14 protein-coding genes are annotated in these 15,323 nt (G+C 51.8%); 9 read left to right on the top strand and 5 right to left on the bottom strand.

Annotation, left to right across the window (positions count from 1 at the left end; all coding sequences use genetic code 11):
- Positions 1–7: 7 nt before the first annotated feature.
- The 6 genes from dapF (at position 8) to corA (ending at position 6,518) form a co-directional block, all read left to right on the top strand.
- The gene (dapF, locus tag X965_RS12135; RefSeq protein ID WP_004234433.1) at positions 8–832 is read left to right on the top strand and encodes a diaminopimelate epimerase; all 825 of its coding nucleotides are present in this window, start codon (positions 8–10) and stop codon (positions 830–832) included.
- 24 nt (positions 833–856) lie between these two features.
- Positions 857–1,567 carry a DUF484 family protein gene (locus X965_RS12130; RefSeq protein WP_036413192.1) on the top strand — a complete coding sequence of 237 codons (711 nt, stop codon included), beginning with the start codon at positions 857–859 and terminating at the stop codon, positions 1,565–1,567.
- Positions 1,564–2,481, top strand: coding sequence for a tyrosine recombinase XerC (gene xerC / locus X965_RS12125; RefSeq protein ID WP_036413190.1), 918 nt, complete (start codon positions 1,564–1,566; stop codon positions 2,479–2,481). Before X965_RS12130 ends, xerC begins: the two co-directional genes overlap by 4 nt.
- Complete coding sequence (gene yigB, locus X965_RS12120; protein WP_036413188.1) at positions 2,481–3,197, top strand: 5-amino-6-(5-phospho-D-ribitylamino)uracil phosphatase YigB; 717 nt, start codon at positions 2,481–2,483, stop codon at positions 3,195–3,197. The genes xerC and yigB overlap by 1 nt, the downstream gene beginning before the upstream one ends.
- A gap of 86 nt (positions 3,198–3,283) precedes the next feature.
- Positions 3,284–5,455 carry a DNA helicase II gene (gene uvrD / locus X965_RS12115; RefSeq protein ID WP_004234440.1) on the top strand — a complete coding sequence of 724 codons (2,172 nt, stop codon included), beginning with the start codon at positions 3,284–3,286 and terminating at the stop codon, positions 5,453–5,455.
- Between the two features lie 112 nt (positions 5,456–5,567).
- Positions 5,568–6,518, top strand: a complete 951-nt coding sequence (gene corA, locus X965_RS12110; RefSeq protein WP_004241337.1) for a magnesium/cobalt transporter CorA — start codon at positions 5,568–5,570, stop codon at positions 6,516–6,518.
- Positions 6,519–6,527: 9 nt separating this feature from the next.
- On the opposite strand, the gene X965_RS12105 is transcribed toward corA, so the two are convergent.
- On the bottom strand, positions 6,528–7,037 hold the full coding sequence (locus tag X965_RS12105) for a DedA family protein (protein ID WP_004234447.1): 510 nt from the start codon (positions 7,035–7,037) through the stop codon (positions 6,528–6,530).
- 52 nt (positions 7,038–7,089) lie between these two features.
- Positions 7,090–7,986, bottom strand: a complete 897-nt coding sequence (gene rarD, locus X965_RS12100; RefSeq protein ID WP_004234449.1) for an EamA family transporter RarD — start codon at positions 7,984–7,986, stop codon at positions 7,090–7,092.
- A 351-nt stretch (positions 7,987–8,337) separates the two neighbouring features.
- On the opposite strand from rarD, the gene recQ reads away from it, so the two are divergent.
- The 3 genes from recQ to yigL are packed head-to-tail and all read left to right on the top strand — an operon-like array spanning position 8,338 to position 12,002.
- Complete coding sequence (gene recQ, locus X965_RS12095; protein WP_015422321.1) at positions 8,338–10,164, top strand: ATP-dependent DNA helicase RecQ; 1,827 nt, start codon at positions 8,338–8,340, stop codon at positions 10,162–10,164.
- Between the two features lie 11 nt (positions 10,165–10,175).
- A complete protein-coding gene (gene pldB, locus X965_RS12090; protein ID WP_004234454.1) occupies positions 10,176–11,177 on the top strand; it encodes a lysophospholipase L2 in 1,002 nt (333 codons plus the stop codon).
- 21 nt (positions 11,178–11,198) lie between these two features.
- On the top strand, positions 11,199–12,002 hold the full coding sequence (gene yigL, locus X965_RS12085) for a sugar/pyridoxal phosphate phosphatase YigL (protein WP_004241342.1): 804 nt from the start codon (positions 11,199–11,201) through the stop codon (positions 12,000–12,002).
- A 72-nt stretch (positions 12,003–12,074) separates the two neighbouring features.
- Here yigL and X965_RS12080 read toward each other — a convergent pair whose 3' ends face one another.
- From X965_RS12080 to X965_RS12070, 3 genes are all read right to left on the bottom strand, one after another.
- Entirely contained in the window at positions 12,075–13,385 is a 1,311-nt protein-coding gene (locus X965_RS12080; protein ID WP_004234458.1) for an amino acid permease, read from the bottom strand.
- Positions 13,386–13,941: 556 nt separating this feature from the next.
- Positions 13,942–14,379, bottom strand: a complete 438-nt coding sequence (locus X965_RS12075) for a hypothetical protein (RefSeq protein WP_036418217.1) — start codon at positions 14,377–14,379, stop codon at positions 13,942–13,944.
- Entirely contained in the window at positions 14,372–15,244 is an 873-nt protein-coding gene (locus X965_RS12070) for an endonuclease/exonuclease/phosphatase family protein (RefSeq protein WP_246829299.1), read from the bottom strand. Before X965_RS12070 ends, X965_RS12075 begins: the two co-directional genes overlap by 8 nt.
- Positions 15,245–15,323 lie beyond the last annotated feature (79 nt).

Genomic DNA, 15,323 nt, shown 5'->3' with positions numbered 1-15,323 from the left:
TCTGAACATGCAGTTCACCAAAATGCACGGCCTGGGTAATGATTTTATGGTGGTGGACGCCGTCACCCAGAATATCTATTTTTCTCCGGAGCTTATCTGCCGTCTGGCAGACCGGCACACCGGTGTCGGCTTTGATCAGCTGCTGGTGGTGGAAGCGCCCTATGACCCGGAACTGGATTTTCACTACCGCATCTTTAACGCCGACGGCAGTGAAGTGGCGCAGTGCGGCAACGGCGCGCGCTGTTTTGCCCGGTTTGTCCGCCTCAAAGGGCTGACCAACAAACGGGATATCCGTGTCAGCACGCAGTCCGGACGCATGGTGCTCACGATTGCCGATGATGACAATGTCCGCGTGAATATGGGTGTGCCGGAGTTTGAACCGGCGCTGGTACCGTTCCGCGCGGTCAAAGAAGAGAAAACCTATATTATCCGCGCCGCTGAACGCACGGTTCTGTGTGGTGTGGTGTCGATGGGCAATCCGCACTGTGTTATCCAGGTGGAAAGCACGGAAACGGCGGAAGTTGAGGTTATCGGCCCTGTTCTGGAAAGCCACGAGCGTTTCCCGGAGCGGGCAAATATCGGCTTTATGCAGATCCTGTCGCGTGACCATATCCGTCTGCGCGTATACGAGCGCGGTGTCGGTGAAACACAGGCCTGCGGCAGCGGCGCCTGTGCGGCGGTTTCTGTCGGGATCCGCCAGGGCCTGCTGGCAGAAAATGTGCAGGTGGATTTACCCGGCGGTACCCTGTTTATCAGCTGGGAAGGTGAGGGAAAACCCCTGTTTATGACCGGCCCGGCCACGCATGTATATGATGGTGTTATCCATCTTTAATCATCATAAAGAGGATAAATAGCAATGGACAGTCAACAGGATACGGCCGTATTTGCCCCTTCCGGAGAGCCGGATGAGGCGGCGGTGCTGGCGTATCTGAAAGCGCATCCGGATTTTTTCATCCGCAATGCCGCGCAGATCACTGACATGACCATCCCGCACCCGGTAAAAGGTGCGGTCTCTCTGGTGGAGTGGCAGCTCGGACGCCAGCGTGAGCGGATAGGCACGCTGACGGATGATCTGATGCAGCTGATGATACAGGCCCGTGAAAACGAACACCTGTTCTCGCGCCTGCTGAAACTGCTGGCGTCGCTGTCCGCCGCGACTTCTCTTGATGATTTTTCCGAACGACTGAATCAGTGGGCGAAGGGGCTGAAACTCAGCCATGCCAGAATCCGTCTGTTTACCGACAGCTGGCGGCTGGGCGCGCCATTCCGTCATCAGGATCTGGCCTTATCCCGCGCACACTTTGAAGCCATCCGTCTCTCCCGCTTCGGGGATCGCAACCATTATCTGGGACAACTGACAGCCCCTGAAATTCAGCTGCTGCTGCCGGACAGTGCATTTGTCGGTTCAGCGTCTGTATCGCTGCTGGGCGGACAGCATGACCTCGGTGTAGTGATATTTGTCAGCCGTGACAAGCAGCACTATCAGAAGGACATGGGTACCGCGATGCTGGAACAGGTTGCCTATTTCCTGCCGCAGTTGCTGCAGCGCTGGGTGGAGCTGGCATGACAGACAGCGCGGCAGATAGCCTGCTGGTCACGGCAGAACAGTTTCTGCAGTATCTGCGGGTGGAGCGCCGGTTAAGTCCGGTCACGATTACCAATTACCGCCGTCAGCTCACCGCGCTGGCGGAAATGATGGTCAGCAGTAAACTCCGCAGCTGGGCGCAGCTGGAACCGGCAACGGTGCGGATGCTGGCCGCAAAAAGCCGCCGTAACGGGTTACAGCCAGCCAGCCTGGCGCTGCGTCTTTCCGCGCTGCGCTCATTTCTCGACTGGCAGGTCAGTAACGGCCTGCTGCCCGCCAATCCGGCCAAAGCCGTCAGTGCCCCGAAACAGGGGCGGCATCTGCCGAAAAACATGGATGTGGATGATATTACCCGGCTGATGGATATCAGCAGTAATGATCCTCTGACCGTGCGCGACCGTACCATGCTGGAAGTGATGTACGGCGCGGGGCTGCGTTTATCGGAGCTGGTCGGGCTGAATACCGGGGATTTTGACCTGGCCACCGGTGAAGTACGGGTGCTGGGGAAAGGCAGCAAAGAGCGTAAAGTGCCGCTCGGCAAAACGGCGGTTGCCTGTCTGGAACGCTGGCTGCCGCTGCGTGAGCTGTATGATCCGGAAGACCGGGCGGTGTTTATCTCCACCAAAAGCGGTAAGCGGATCTCAGCGCGTAATGTGCAGAAACGGTTTGAATACTGGGGTCTGCACCAGGGGCTGAACAGCCATCTGAACCCGCATAAGCTGCGCCACTCCTTTGCGACTCATATTCTGGAATCCAGCGGCGACCTGCGCGCCGTGCAGGAATTGCTGGGGCATGCTAATCTGTCCACCACGCAAATCTATACCCATCTGGATTTTCAGCATCTTGCCAATGTGTATGATGTTGCACATCCGCGGGCCAAACGAGGAAAACCGTAATGCGTTTTTACCGCCCCCTTTCACCTGTCCGCGCCATGACGTTCGATCTTGACGACACGCTGTATGATAATCGTCCGGTGATGGATAAAACCGAGGAGGAGGTCATTGCGTTTATCCGTCAGTATGATCCGCGTTTCAGTGAATTACCGGCTGACTATATTAATGTGTTCCGTGACCGGATCCGCCGTCAGCAGCCGGAGATTTTCCATGATGTCAGCCGCTGGCGTCTGCTCTCCTGGCGTACTTTTTTCCTGCATTACGGCTATACCGCCACCCGTGCTCAGGCCGGGGCGGATGCGGTAATGGCGCATTTTGCGCAGTGGCGCAGCCGTATTGATGTACCACAGTCCACACATGACACGCTGACTGCGCTGGCGGCCAAAATTCCGCTGGTGGCGATCACCAACGGCAATATGGAGCCGGAAAAATGCGGACTGGCAGATTATTTTACTTTTATTCTCAAAGCCGGCCCTGACGGGCGCGCAAAGCCGTTCTGCGATATGTACCGCACGGCGGCGCAGCGGCTGGCTCTCCCGGCAGAAAATATCCTGCATGTCGGTGATAACCTGAATACCGATGTGGAAGGGGCGCTGTGCAGCGGCATGCAGGCCTGCTGGATCAACCTTGACGGCCGCGATGTTTATCACGACCCGGAAACCCGCCTGCTGCCGCATATTGAAATTACACAGTTGGATTCTTTAACCGGACTGTTATAATTTTATCTGTATAAAAAACCAGTTCTTCCGGATCCGGCTGTCCGGAAGGCGCTTTTTCTTTCGCGGCACTGCCGCACAAAACACTGATGGAAATTATGGACGTCTCTTATCTGCTTGAAAGCCTTAATGATAAACAGCGCGAAGCGGTGGCGGCTCCCCGCTCAAACATGCTGGTGCTGGCGGGTGCCGGTTCCGGAAAAACCCGGGTGCTGGTGCACCGTATCGCCTGGCTGCTGGCAGTGGAGAATGCCTCTCCGTTTTCGGTGATGTCAGTGACCTTTACCAACAAAGCGGCGGCGGAAATGCGCCACCGTATTGAAGAGCTGGTCGGTACCAGTGAGGGCGGGATGTGGATCGGGACGTTCCACGGCCTGGCACATCGTCTGCTGCGGGCGCATCACCTTGATGCCGGATTACCGCAGGATTTCCAGATCCTCGACAGTGAAGATCAGATCCGCCTGATCCGCCGTCTGATCAAAGCCATGAATCTCGATGAAAAACAGTGGCCGGCCAAACAGGGCTGCTGGTATATCAATGGTAAAAAAGATGAAGGATTGCGGCCTCAGCATGTTGAGAGCTACGGCAACCCGGTGGAAGCCACCTGGCTGCGGATCTACCAGGCCTATCAGGAAGCCTGCGACCGTGCGGGGCTGGTGGATTTTGCCGAGCTGCTGCTGCGCGCACATGAATTGTGGCTCAACAAACCGGCGATTTTACAGCACTACCGTGACCGTTTTACCAATATCCTCGTGGACGAATTCCAGGACACCAACAGCATCCAGTACGCCTGGGTGCGCATGCTGGCGGGTGATACCGGCAAAGTGATGATTGTCGGTGATGATGATCAGTCTATCTACGGCTGGCGCGGGGCGCAGGTGGAAAATATCCAGCGCTTCCTGAAAGATTTCCCGGGCGCGACCACTATCCGCCTCGAGCAAAATTACCGTTCCACCAACAATATCCTGAAAGCGGCGAACGCCCTGATCTCGCACAACAGCGACCGGCTGGGGAAAAACCTCTGGACGGACGGTGAGGACGGCGAGCCTATCTCTCTGTATTGTGCCTTTAATGATCTGGATGAGGCGCGTTATGTGGTCGGACGCATCAAACAGTGGCATGAGAACGGCGGTGCGCTGGCGGACTGCGCGATTCTCTACCGCAGTAACGCCCAGTCCCGTTTACAGGAAGAGGCGCTGTTACAGGCCGCGCTGCCGTACCGTATTTACGGCGGCCAGCGCTTCTTCGAGCGCCAGGAAATCAAAGATGCGCTGGCGTATCTGCGCCTGATTTCAAACCGTCATGACGATGCCGCATTTGAGCGTGTGGTGAACACCCCGACACGCGGGATCGGCGACCGCACCCTGGACGTGGTGCGTCAGACTGCCCGTGAGCGGGAACTGACCCTCTGGGAAAGCTGCGGTGTGCTGCTGGAAGAAAAAGCACTGGCGGGACGCGCTGCCTCCGCGCTGGGGCGCTTCCTCGAGCTGATCAATCTGCTGGCGCAGGAAACTGACGGCCTGCCGCTGCATGTGCAGACTGACCGCGTGATCCGCGATTCCGGTCTGCGGGCGCACTATGAGCAGGAAAAAGGTGAAAAAGCCCAGGCGCGGATCGAAAACTTAGAGGAACTGGTGACTGCAACCAACCAGTTCAGCTATCAGGATGCTGACGAAGGGCTGACGCCGTTACAGGCATTTCTGTCCCATGCCGCGCTGGAATCCGGCGAAGGTCAGGCGGACCGCTATCAGGATGCTGTCCAGCTGATGACACTGCACTCCGCCAAAGGGCTGGAGTTCCCGCAGGTCTTTATCGTCGGGGTGGAAGAGGGCATGTTCCCGGGCATGATGTCGATGGAGGAGAGCGGCCGTCTTGAAGAGGAGCGGCGGCTGGCCTATGTCGGTGTGACCCGTGCCATGCAGAAGCTGACTCTGACCTATGCCGAGACCCGCCGTCTGTACGGCAAAGAGGTGTATCACCGGCCATCCCGTTTTATCGGTGAACTGCCGCCGGAGTGTGTGGAGGAAGTGCGCCTGCGTGCTACCGTATCCCGCCCGGTTAATCATCAGCGGCTCGGCACACCGATCACCGCCAATGACAGCGGTTATACCCTCGGGCAGCGTGTCCGTCATCCGAAATTCGGGGAGGGCACTATCATCAATATGGAAGGTAACGGCGAGCATACCCGCTTACAGATAGCCTTCCAGGGTGAAGGGATCAAATGGCTGGTGGCCTCCTACGCCAAACTGGAAAAACCCTGATCTCCCGCAGAGTAAGGTGTTAATCGGATAATAACCGGTTGACACCCTTTTTCATCTGCGCATAACATGCGCACACTTTTTCTTTTCCTTTCGTTCCCGGAGGCCGCATACCATGCTGAGCGCATTCAGAGTTGACAATAAGCGTTTGCAACGTCTTGATTTAGAAGAGGGCGACGCCCTGACAGATGCGCTGTGGGTGGATATTTCGGAACCGGAAGAGCATGAACGGCAGCTGATTCAGACTCAGTTCAACCAGGAACTGGCAACCAGCCCGGAACTGGATGATATCGAAGCCTCCGCGCGTTTCTTTGAGGACGATGACGGGCTTCACGTCCACTCCTTTTTCTATTACGAAGATGCGGACGACCACGCCGGAAACTCCACTGTGGCATTTACCCTGCGTGACGGGCGTTTATACACGCTGCGTGAGCGGGAACTGCCTGCTTTCCGCCTGTACCGTATGCGCGCGCGCAAACAGACCATGCAGGACGGCAACGGTTACGAAATCCTGCTGGATCTGTTTGAAACCAAAATCGAGCAGCTGGCGGATGAAATCGAAAACATCTACAGCAATCTGGAAACACTCAGCCGGGCGATTATGAAAGGCAAGCAGGATGATGAGTTCGATAAAGCCCTGTCTGCCCTGGCCGAGCAGGAAGATATCGGCTGGAAAGTCCGTCTGTGTCTGATGGATACCCAGCGCGCGCTGAACTTCCTGGTCCGCCGTACCCGTCTGCCGGCGAATCAGCTGGAGCAGGCGCGCGAAATCCTGCGCGATATCGAATCCCTGCTGCCGCATAATGAATCCCTGTTCCAGAAAGTGAACTTCCTGATGCAGGCGGCGATGGGCTTTATCAATATCGAACAGAGCCGCATTATCAAAATCTTCTCCGTTGTTTCTGTGGTATTCCTGCCGCCGACACTGGTGGCATCGAGTTACGGGATGAACTTCAAATTTATGCCGGAGCTGGACTGGTCGCTGGGGTATCCTGCTGCGATCGGGGTGATGGTTGCCGCTGCACTCGCGCCGTATCTTTACTTCAAACGCAAGAACTGGCTGTAACAGCCTTCCTCAGAAAAACGTGAACTCAATGCCCTTTGCAATCAGCATGTAAAGGGCGGTCCAGACCCCGGCGGACAGCAGACAGGTCACCAGTACACGGGTCTGTGTGAAACGCAGCAATCCGGCCGCCATCGGGATCAGATACCGCAGCACCGCAATAAACCGTGAGGTAAACAGGATCAGCAGCCCGCTGGTCTGAAGCCGTGCCTGGGCTTTACCGAGGGCGGTTTTGTATTTCGCCATCAGTCCCGGAAAATAGTTGCGGGTGATAATCAGACGGCCGAGATAATACGAAATCATCGAACCACAGGCAGCACCCAGCGTAATCACCAGCCAGATAATCACCACCGGAACGACCGGAAATGCCAGCGTCACTACCGTCATCAGCATGACAGAGGCGGGCGGCAGGACAGATGAGAGAATAATCGTGGATTTGCTCAGGGCGATAACAAACAGAATGGCCAGCAGCCAGAGCGGGTGGTCGTGCAGTACCGCCAGATGATGCGTGATCCAGTCCATAATTATCCTCCCGGTGACAGCGCCGGCAGATCCGGCGCTGTCTCACAGGATATCACGCTTTTTTGTAGCGGTGGCGCTGGGTGTACAGTGCATCCAGGGTAAAGACAATCAGTCCCGCCCAGATAAAGGCAAAGGTTACCAGCCGTTCGGCGGAAATAGCCTCGCCATATGCGGTGGTCGCCAGCACAAACATCAGGGTCGGACCGATGTACTGGAAGAAGCCGAGCGTGGAGAGACGCAGATGGTTAGCGGCCTCGGTAAACAGCAGCAGCGGCACGGTGGTGATAATCCCGGCGGCAATCAGCAGCAGATTCAGCGTCAGGCTGTTCATGGTCATATTGCTGGTGGCGCTGTTGGCAAAGAAAAGCAGATAAATACCCGCAACCGGCAGCAGCCACAAGGTTTCCACCAGCATCCCGCCCTGGGCATCCACCCCTAGTTTTTTGCGCAGCAGACCATACAGGCCGAATGTCATGGCCAGACTCAGCCCGATCACCGGCACAGTACCGAACTGCCAGAGCTGGATCAGCACGCCGGTAAAGGCGAGACACACGGCAAACCATTGCATACGGCGGAAACGCTCACCGAGAAAGAGCATTCCGAACAGGACGTTGACCAGCGGGTTAATAAAGTACCCGAGACTCGCTTCCAGCATATGGTTGTGGTTCACCGCCCAGATATAGATCAGCCAGTTAGAGGCGATAATACAGGCGGTCAGCGCGAGGATCATGATTTTCTTCGGCTGGCGGATAATCTGGCGGATACGCGGCCACTGGCGTGACACGGTGATCAGCAGGATCATAAAAAAGAATGACCAGATAATCCGGTGTGTCAGGATCTCATCCGCAGGCACCTGTTGGATCAGTTTGAAATACACAGGGGCAATACCCCAGATAAAGTAAGCGCCGAGAGCACAAAGGACGCCTTTTACGGTCTGTTGCTGGCTCATGATAGTCCAAGTCTGAAAGAAAGAAGAAAAGAAGATGCCTGCCGGCGCGGTCACTCTCGCATTGATACTACATAGTTACAACGTGAATAATCACGTCATTAATTAATTATTCGTAAAATGTGATCGCCTGCGATACGCCGGATGGCAGCAAAGACGTTAAAAAGATGTGAAAGTGTAACGCGCATCACAAAATTACACCAGAAGGTGTGCGCAAAAAAACTCAGCACCGATCGAATATTATCACCGTCCGTGCGGATAGTCTGTTATCTGATGGCAAACTGAGCTAGCATAGAAGCATCTTTTCACCGGCAGAATGCACTGCCCGGATTTCTGTTTCACCTGAGGAGCTGCGTGTCTACCGCTGAAGTCATCAATACCCTGCCCGACGCTGACGCTATCCTGCGCCAGGTCTTTGGTTATCAGCAATTCCGTGCCGGACAGTCCGATATTATCGATACCGTGACCGGCGGACGCGATTGTCTGGTGGTCATGCCGACGGGCGGCGGGAAATCACTGTGTTATCAGATTCCGGCACTGATGCTGCCGGGGCTGACAGTGGTGGTGTCACCGCTGATTTCCCTGATGAAAGATCAGGTCGATCAGCTGCGCCTGCTCGGGGTGGAAGCCGGTTATCTGAATTCGGCACAGACCGCGCAGGAACAGCAGAAGGTACTGGAAGGGTGTCACAATAACCGCATCAAACTGCTGTATGTGGCACCGGAACGCCTGCTGATGAGCAGTTTTATCCGCCAGTTACAGCAGTGGCAGCCGTCGCTGCTGGCGGTGGATGAAGCGCACTGTATCTCTCAGTGGGGACACGATTTCCGGCCGGAATACTGCGCGATAGGCGAGCTTCGCCAGCATCTGCCGGGTGTGCCGGTGATTGCCCTGACGGCCACCGCCGATAATACCACCCGTTCTGATATCTGCTCGCGGCTGCGCCTCAGTGACCCGCTGATCCACATCAGCAGCTTTGACCGCCCGAATATCCGCTACACGCTGGTGGAAAAATATAAAGCGTTTGATCAGCTGTGGATGTTTGTCCGTGGTCAGAAAGGCCAGTGCGGTATTATTTACTGTAACAGCCGTAATAAAGTGGAAGATGTCGCCGCCCGTCTGCAAAAGCGCGGACTGAGTGTCGCGGCGTATCATGCCGGCCTGGATAATTCACAGCGTGAATGGGTCCAGGATGCTTTCCTCAAGGACAACTTACAGGTCGTGGTCGCCACGGTGGCATTCGGGATGGGGATTAACAAATCCAACGTCCGTTTTGTCGCGCACTTTGATATCCCGCGCAATATTGAGTCCTATTATCAGGAAACCGGCCGTGCAGGACGTGACGGGGTCAGTGCGGAAGCGGTTCTGTTTTATGACCCGGCGGATATGGCGTGGCTGCGCCGTTGTCTGGATGAAAAACCGGCCGGGCCGCAGAAAGATATCGAACAGCACAAGCTGAATGCCATGGGCGCGTTTGCCCAGGCACAGACCTGCCGCCGTCTGGTATTGCTCAATTACTTCGGTGAGAACCGCCAGACACCGTGCGGTAACTGCGATATCTGCCTGGATCCGCCGAAACAGTATGACGGGCTGGTTGAGGCACAGCAGGCGCTGTCCTGCATCTACCGCGCCGGGCAGCGTTTTGGTCTGGGGTATATTGTGGATGTGCTGCGCGGCTCGAATAATCAGCGGATCCGTGAATACGGACACGACAAACTCGCGGTTTACGGTATAGGCAAAGATAAAAGCCAGGAACACTGGGTCAGTGTGCTGCGCCAGTTGATCCACTTAGGGCTGATAACGCAAAACATCGCCAATTATTCTGCGTTACAATTAACCGAATCCGCCCGTCCGGTTCTGCGCGGCGAAGTACCGCTGCAACTCGCGGTGCCGAGGATCCAGAATATCAAACCGCGTCAGACTGCCCGCAGCTACGGCGGTAATTACGACAAAAAACTGTTCGCGAAATTGCGCAAGCTGCGCAAATCCATTGCGGATGAGGAAAATATCCCGCCGTTTGTGGTGTTTAACGATGCCACACTCATTGAAATGGCGGAACAATGCCCGGTCAGGGCAAATGATTTACTCTTGATAAATGGCGTCGGAGAGCGGAAACTGGAACGATTCGGCGATGCATTTATGGCCCTTATCCGCGAGCATCTCACCGGATTTGATGACTAAAGGAGCACCCTATGCTGCCACCGGATACCCTGAAAGCAAGCTGGCTGGAACGCGAAGCGGAGTATTCCGCCTTTGTGAACGGCCCGTTACTTGATTTCTGGAGCAACCGGGATGAGCGGACATTTCAGGGCACGGATGATGTCACTATCCGCTATGTGCAGTTTACCGATCCTGCGCATGACAAAGTGCTGGTGATCAGCTCCGGACGCAGCGAAAGCTACGTCAAATATCCGGAAGTTCTGTACGATTTTTTCCACCTCGGTTTTGATGTCTTTATTATGGATCACCGGGGGCAGGGGCTTTCCGGGCGGATGCTGGATGATCCGCAAAAAGGCCATGTCGAGCGTTTTGACGACTATATTGATGATTTTTCTCAGTTCACCAACATCGCGCTGGCGGAGAAAAATTACGCTTACCGCTATGCACTGGCGCACTCGATGGGCGGTGCGATACTGGGCGGTTATCTGTTGCGCGAGCCGGACACCTTCCGTGCCGCGGTATTATGTGCCCCGATGTTCGGTATCAATTTACCGATGCCGATGTGGCTGGCGAATATGATTGTGAACCGGGCTGATAAACGGCCGTCGGAACGCAATGAGTATGCGGTATCAACCGGGAAGTGGCAGCCGTTGCCGTTTTTAATCAACATGCTGACCCACAGTTACCCGCGGTACCGGCGTTACCTGCGCTGTTATGCTGACTATCCTGCTTTACGTCTCGGCGGACCCACGTATCACTGGTTACGCGAAAGCATTGATATCGGACAAAAGATAATTGCGCAGGCGGGAGAGATAAACACCCCGCTGATGGTGCTGATGGCATCAGAGGATAAGGTGGTGGACAATCGGGAGTTGCTGGCTTTCTGCGAAAAGCGCCGTAAAGCCCGGACAGGACAAGAAGAAGAACATATGCCTCTGACGTTTGAGGGAGCTTATCACGAGATCCTGTTCGAAGAAGACGCGTTGCGCGCTGTCGCGCTCAATGCGATTTGTCATTTTTTCGGACTCCACTAATCAATTTTCAGGAATTTGCATATGTATCATGTGGTTGCTTCAGATTTAGACGGAACGTTATTATCACCTGCCCACAGTTTGACCCCCTACACCAAGGAAACCCTCCGCCTGCTGACCATCAATAAAGGCGTGCATTTTGTTTTTGCCACCGGCCGCCATCATGTGGATGTGGCGCAGATCCGTGATGCACTGGGAATTGACGCGTTTATGATCACCTCCAACGGCGCGCGGGTACACAACACCAAAGGTGAGCTGGTATTCAGTCATGATGTGGATCCGGATGTGGTCCGCGAGCTGTGCCTGATGGAGTTTGATAACCCGGATATCCTCACCAACTATTACCGGGGTGACGGCTGGATGATCAACCGGGAAAGCCCGGAACAGAAAGAGTTTTTCCAGGAATCTGTTTTTATGTATGAGCTGTTTGACCGTAATGATTTTCCGGTTGATCAGGTCTGCAAAGTCTACTTTACCTGTGACGATCACGAGAAACTTGTCGCGCTGGAAGCCAAAATCCGCGTGCGTTTCGGCAATAAAGTGAATGTCAGTTTCTCTCTGCGCAGCTGTCTGGAAGTGATGGCCGGAGGTGTCTCTAAAGGTGAGGCGCTGCAGCAGGTCGCGGAATCACTGGGCTACCGCCTGAATGACTGCATTGCTTTCGGTGACGGTATGAATGACCGCGAAATGCTGGAAATGGCCGGAAAAGGCTGCATTATGGCGGGAGCACATCAGCGCCTGAAAGATATTCTGCCGGAAATGGAAGTGATTGGCTCTAATGCGGATGATGCAGTTGCTCATTATCTGCGCCGGTTATATCAGCAGTAATTTTTATATTCAGATCAACAAAAAAGCCGCCGGAAAATAAATCCGGCGGCTTTTTTGTTTCTGGGAGTATTATCAGGAAAATGCCAGGAACGGCGACACACAGAGCAGCATCCCGGTAAAAATAATCAGATACAGGGAGATGCCTTTATATTTATGCAGCATTGGGACTTTATAAACCAGATAAGCCGGAATCAGACAACCGACCATCCCGAAAATCGGACTGCATATTGAGGTAAAGCTCAGTACCGGTGCGTTGAGAATAATGGCGCCCCAGGCCAGCAGCACCGCAAATACCATAATGCCGTATTTCACCAGGGTTTCATTAATCCGCTCCGCAGGCATCATGCGCTGCAGAATATTCATCACAATCCCTTGCGTGGCTTCGCGGAACCCGAGATATACCCCGAAGAACGCCGTCATAACCGCAAAAATATTCAGCATTACGCTGACCACAGTTACCCAGCCGCCGGGGAAGAATTTAGCGGCGATTGCCAGTGCGGAAATATTCTGCTGATAAGCTTTAACCGCCTCGTCATGACCCATTGCCAGGGTAAAGGAAACGGCATAGAAAAAGACGGTACAGAACAGGATAATAAAGGCGATATTCATTGCCCGCAGGGCTTTAAAGCGGGCCACTTCCCGGTTCACATTCTGATTGCGGAATGAAATGACCATCGGGCTGAGAGTCTGAATAAACAGAATGGATGTCAGGGTAAACGGCAGTGTAATAACCGCTTCTTTAATTAAACGGCCAACCGGCGGCAGTGAGCCGATATTATACAGGTGCCACATGCCCACCATCGATATACCGAGTGCGGCGACAATAAACAGCTTGGTCAGCACCATAAAACTGGATAATTTAAATAACAGCTTTTCGCCGCGTGAAGAGATAGCGACCAGCAGGCAAATCAGAATTAATCCGTACCACGGACTGTCGGATAATAATCCTTCTGTCACACCGAAAGTCTGGAAATAAGACGCACTGTCATTTGTGATGGCAGTGGAATAAACAAACATCCAGATCACCAGCATAATAAAATACAGCGCTCCGAGTAATATCCCCCAGTTTTTACCGAGATAACCGGTAATCACACTCGGATAGTCTTTACATTCCGGGGATTCCGCGAGCGTGTTAATAAATAACCGCTGGAACAGATACATGGCCGGATAGCCGATAACGGAGGATAGCAGGAAAACCCATAACCCCATCAGACCGACCTGAACCGGTAAGAAAACAATACCGGCGCCGATAGCCATCCCGATGCTCATAATAACCCAGCCGGCGTCGGTACCATCAAATTTGGTCGCTGCACGCCACTGCTCTTCACTCATTCCGGAATTTTCCGCTGCGGAACGTGTCGTATTTATCGCCATAAATAACATCCTTAATGTTTAAATCTTAAACAATGTTGTTCTTAACGGGTGCGATTTAAACAACGTATTATGTAATAACGTTTTGTTATCAGCAGGCTTATTTTTTAATATCTTTATCATAAAGGATGTAAATCAGAAAAAATAATGCTTTTTAGAGAGAGGTAAAGTGATATCAGGAGAAAAATTTTCTCCCGGACAGCAATAATCATGATTAAACGTGGTATGAAGCAAACGGCGCAATCATTAATATTGCTTATCAGGTATAAATTTACGTGAAGAAGTGATTTTATAAAAAATGAGAGCTCTGTGGCATACGTGATACTGACCCCGGAAATGAACAAAGCGTGAGCTGTTCCTGTAGTATCCGGGGGGCTGTTCTGTTATACAAAAAAGCATATCCGGTTGTCCGGAACAGGTTTGGCTCTCCGGTATTGATATCATCTGGTTGGTGGATGAATGTACAGTTTTTTCAGATATAACAGAAAAAGAGCCTGTTCTGTGTGGCCAGAATAGGAAGTATTAATAAAAATAGCCAGTTACTTCTGATACCGGCTATTTTTTATACTTAATAATCAGCTTCTTTACCATAAAATAAGTTGGCCATAGCCATTGCTGTTTCGGGCGTGGTTAAAATATCTGTTAATGTTGACTTTAAAATATCCATTGTATTACATGAAAACTCTTCTTTTTTATATCGAACAGTTACCGGAAATCCGGTTGATTTATTTAACGAATATTCACATAAAAGATGTTTTATTTCTGGGTTGGTTTCACTTTTCAGATATATGGCTTTGTCATATATTGTTTGTGCTGAGAGCATACTGATTAGTTTATTATTATCAATATTTTTAATTTCCGGATACACGATATTGTTTGTTGATTCTTTAACTAAATTAAGCAAATCGAATGTTTTAGACTCAATATCTTTTTTTATCTCTACAATATCTAATGCGCTCTGGAATGAGCTTCTAATTGAATTCAGGATGTCGTCGTTATCACTCATAATGTAATCCGCAAAAAATAGGTAAATGGTCAAAGTTATCTAAATACACCACGTCTGAGACTGCATTGTCAATGTCATTGATCACTTTATGGCAATCTGTACTATTGAGAATAAGCTTAAGATTATCCTTGTTTCGTGTTACGAAAGAGGATGAAAAAATCATTTGATCAAACACATACCACCGGTTAGCGGAAGGAGCGCTGTAGTAATAGGTACCGATATTATTGTACAAACCATCAGACAGAATTTTCCAGAACGGGTTAAAGAGTAGTTTTTTTCTTTTTTCTATCAGATGAAAATCCCGGGTTGCAAAGAGTTTTTTACGTAATGCATAGGAGTAAGGTTGGGCATTATAATCACCCATACAAATTATTTTAGTATCTATATTTTTATCCAGAATATTATTAATATCATTTCTTATATAAGTAGCAATGCTTTCGCGGACAGATTCATTATTTCTGAGTTTTGATGGCCAGTGTGATAAGTAAAAAACGATCTCGTCATTGTTTTTCAGTTCTTTAAATATAACTTTTACACCTGCCCGTAATGACTTCCCATCGGGCTGGACTTCTGTCAGATGAGTATGTTCTACATAGGATAATTTTTCAGGATTATAAATAACAGAGATGTCGATAAGAATGCGACCAACAGAGCTGGTTAAATCTATAAATGTAAGATTTTCTTTTTTAGCTAAATCATTAAGAAAACAGGATTCATCTTCAGATACTTCACAAAGTGCGAAAAAATCAAGATCCCGCTGCTGAATGAACTGCGTTATATAATTACCGGCTAAAGTAATAGCATCAGTTTTTTTCGCCTTATTGGAGCGTATTGGCGGGGATATACCAATATTCCACCATCCCAAATTTAACTTGCTTGTATTCATTCTATTTAAAATGGTTGCCAGATAATAAAATTTAAGATGACGATTCACTGTCAGCAGT

This window comes from Morganella sp. EGD-HP17, from assembly GCF_000512315.2.
GTDB lineage: Bacteria > Pseudomonadota > Gammaproteobacteria > Enterobacterales > Enterobacteriaceae > Morganella > Morganella morganii.
This window is presented reverse-complemented; position numbering and strand designations above follow the sequence as displayed.

Bases quoted from the DNA above. Each gene is read 5' to 3' on its own strand.
- dapF (WP_004234433.1), top strand. From the start codon at position 8: ATGCAGTTCACCAAAATGCACGGCCTGGGTAATGATTTTATGGTGGTG.
- X965_RS12130 (WP_036413192.1), top strand. From the start codon at position 857: ATGGACAGTCAACAGGATACGGCCGTATTTGCCCCTTCCGGAGAGCCG.
- xerC (WP_036413190.1), top strand. From the start codon at position 1,564: ATGACAGACAGCGCGGCAGATAGCCTGCTGGTCACGGCAGAACAGTTT.
- yigB (WP_036413188.1), top strand. From the start codon at position 2,481: ATGCGTTTTTACCGCCCCCTTTCACCTGTCCGCGCCATGACGTTCGAT.
- uvrD (WP_004234440.1), top strand. From the start codon at position 3,284: ATGGAAATTATGGACGTCTCTTATCTGCTTGAAAGCCTTAATGATAAA.
- corA (WP_004241337.1), top strand. From the start codon at position 5,568: ATGCTGAGCGCATTCAGAGTTGACAATAAGCGTTTGCAACGTCTTGAT.
- X965_RS12105 (WP_004234447.1), bottom strand. From the start codon at position 7,037: ATGGACTGGATCACGCATCATCTGGCGGTACTGCACGACCACCCGCTC.
- rarD (WP_004234449.1), bottom strand. From the start codon at position 7,986: ATGAGCCAGCAACAGACCGTAAAAGGCGTCCTTTGTGCTCTCGGCGCT.
- pldB (WP_004234454.1), top strand. From the start codon at position 10,176: ATGCTGCCACCGGATACCCTGAAAGCAAGCTGGCTGGAACGCGAAGCG.
- yigL (WP_004241342.1), top strand. From the start codon at position 11,199: ATGTATCATGTGGTTGCTTCAGATTTAGACGGAACGTTATTATCACCT.
- X965_RS12080 (WP_004234458.1), bottom strand. From the start codon at position 13,385: ATGTTATTTATGGCGATAAATACGACACGTTCCGCAGCGGAAAATTCC.
- X965_RS12075 (WP_036418217.1), bottom strand. From the start codon at position 14,379: ATGAGTGATAACGACGACATCCTGAATTCAATTAGAAGCTCATTCCAG.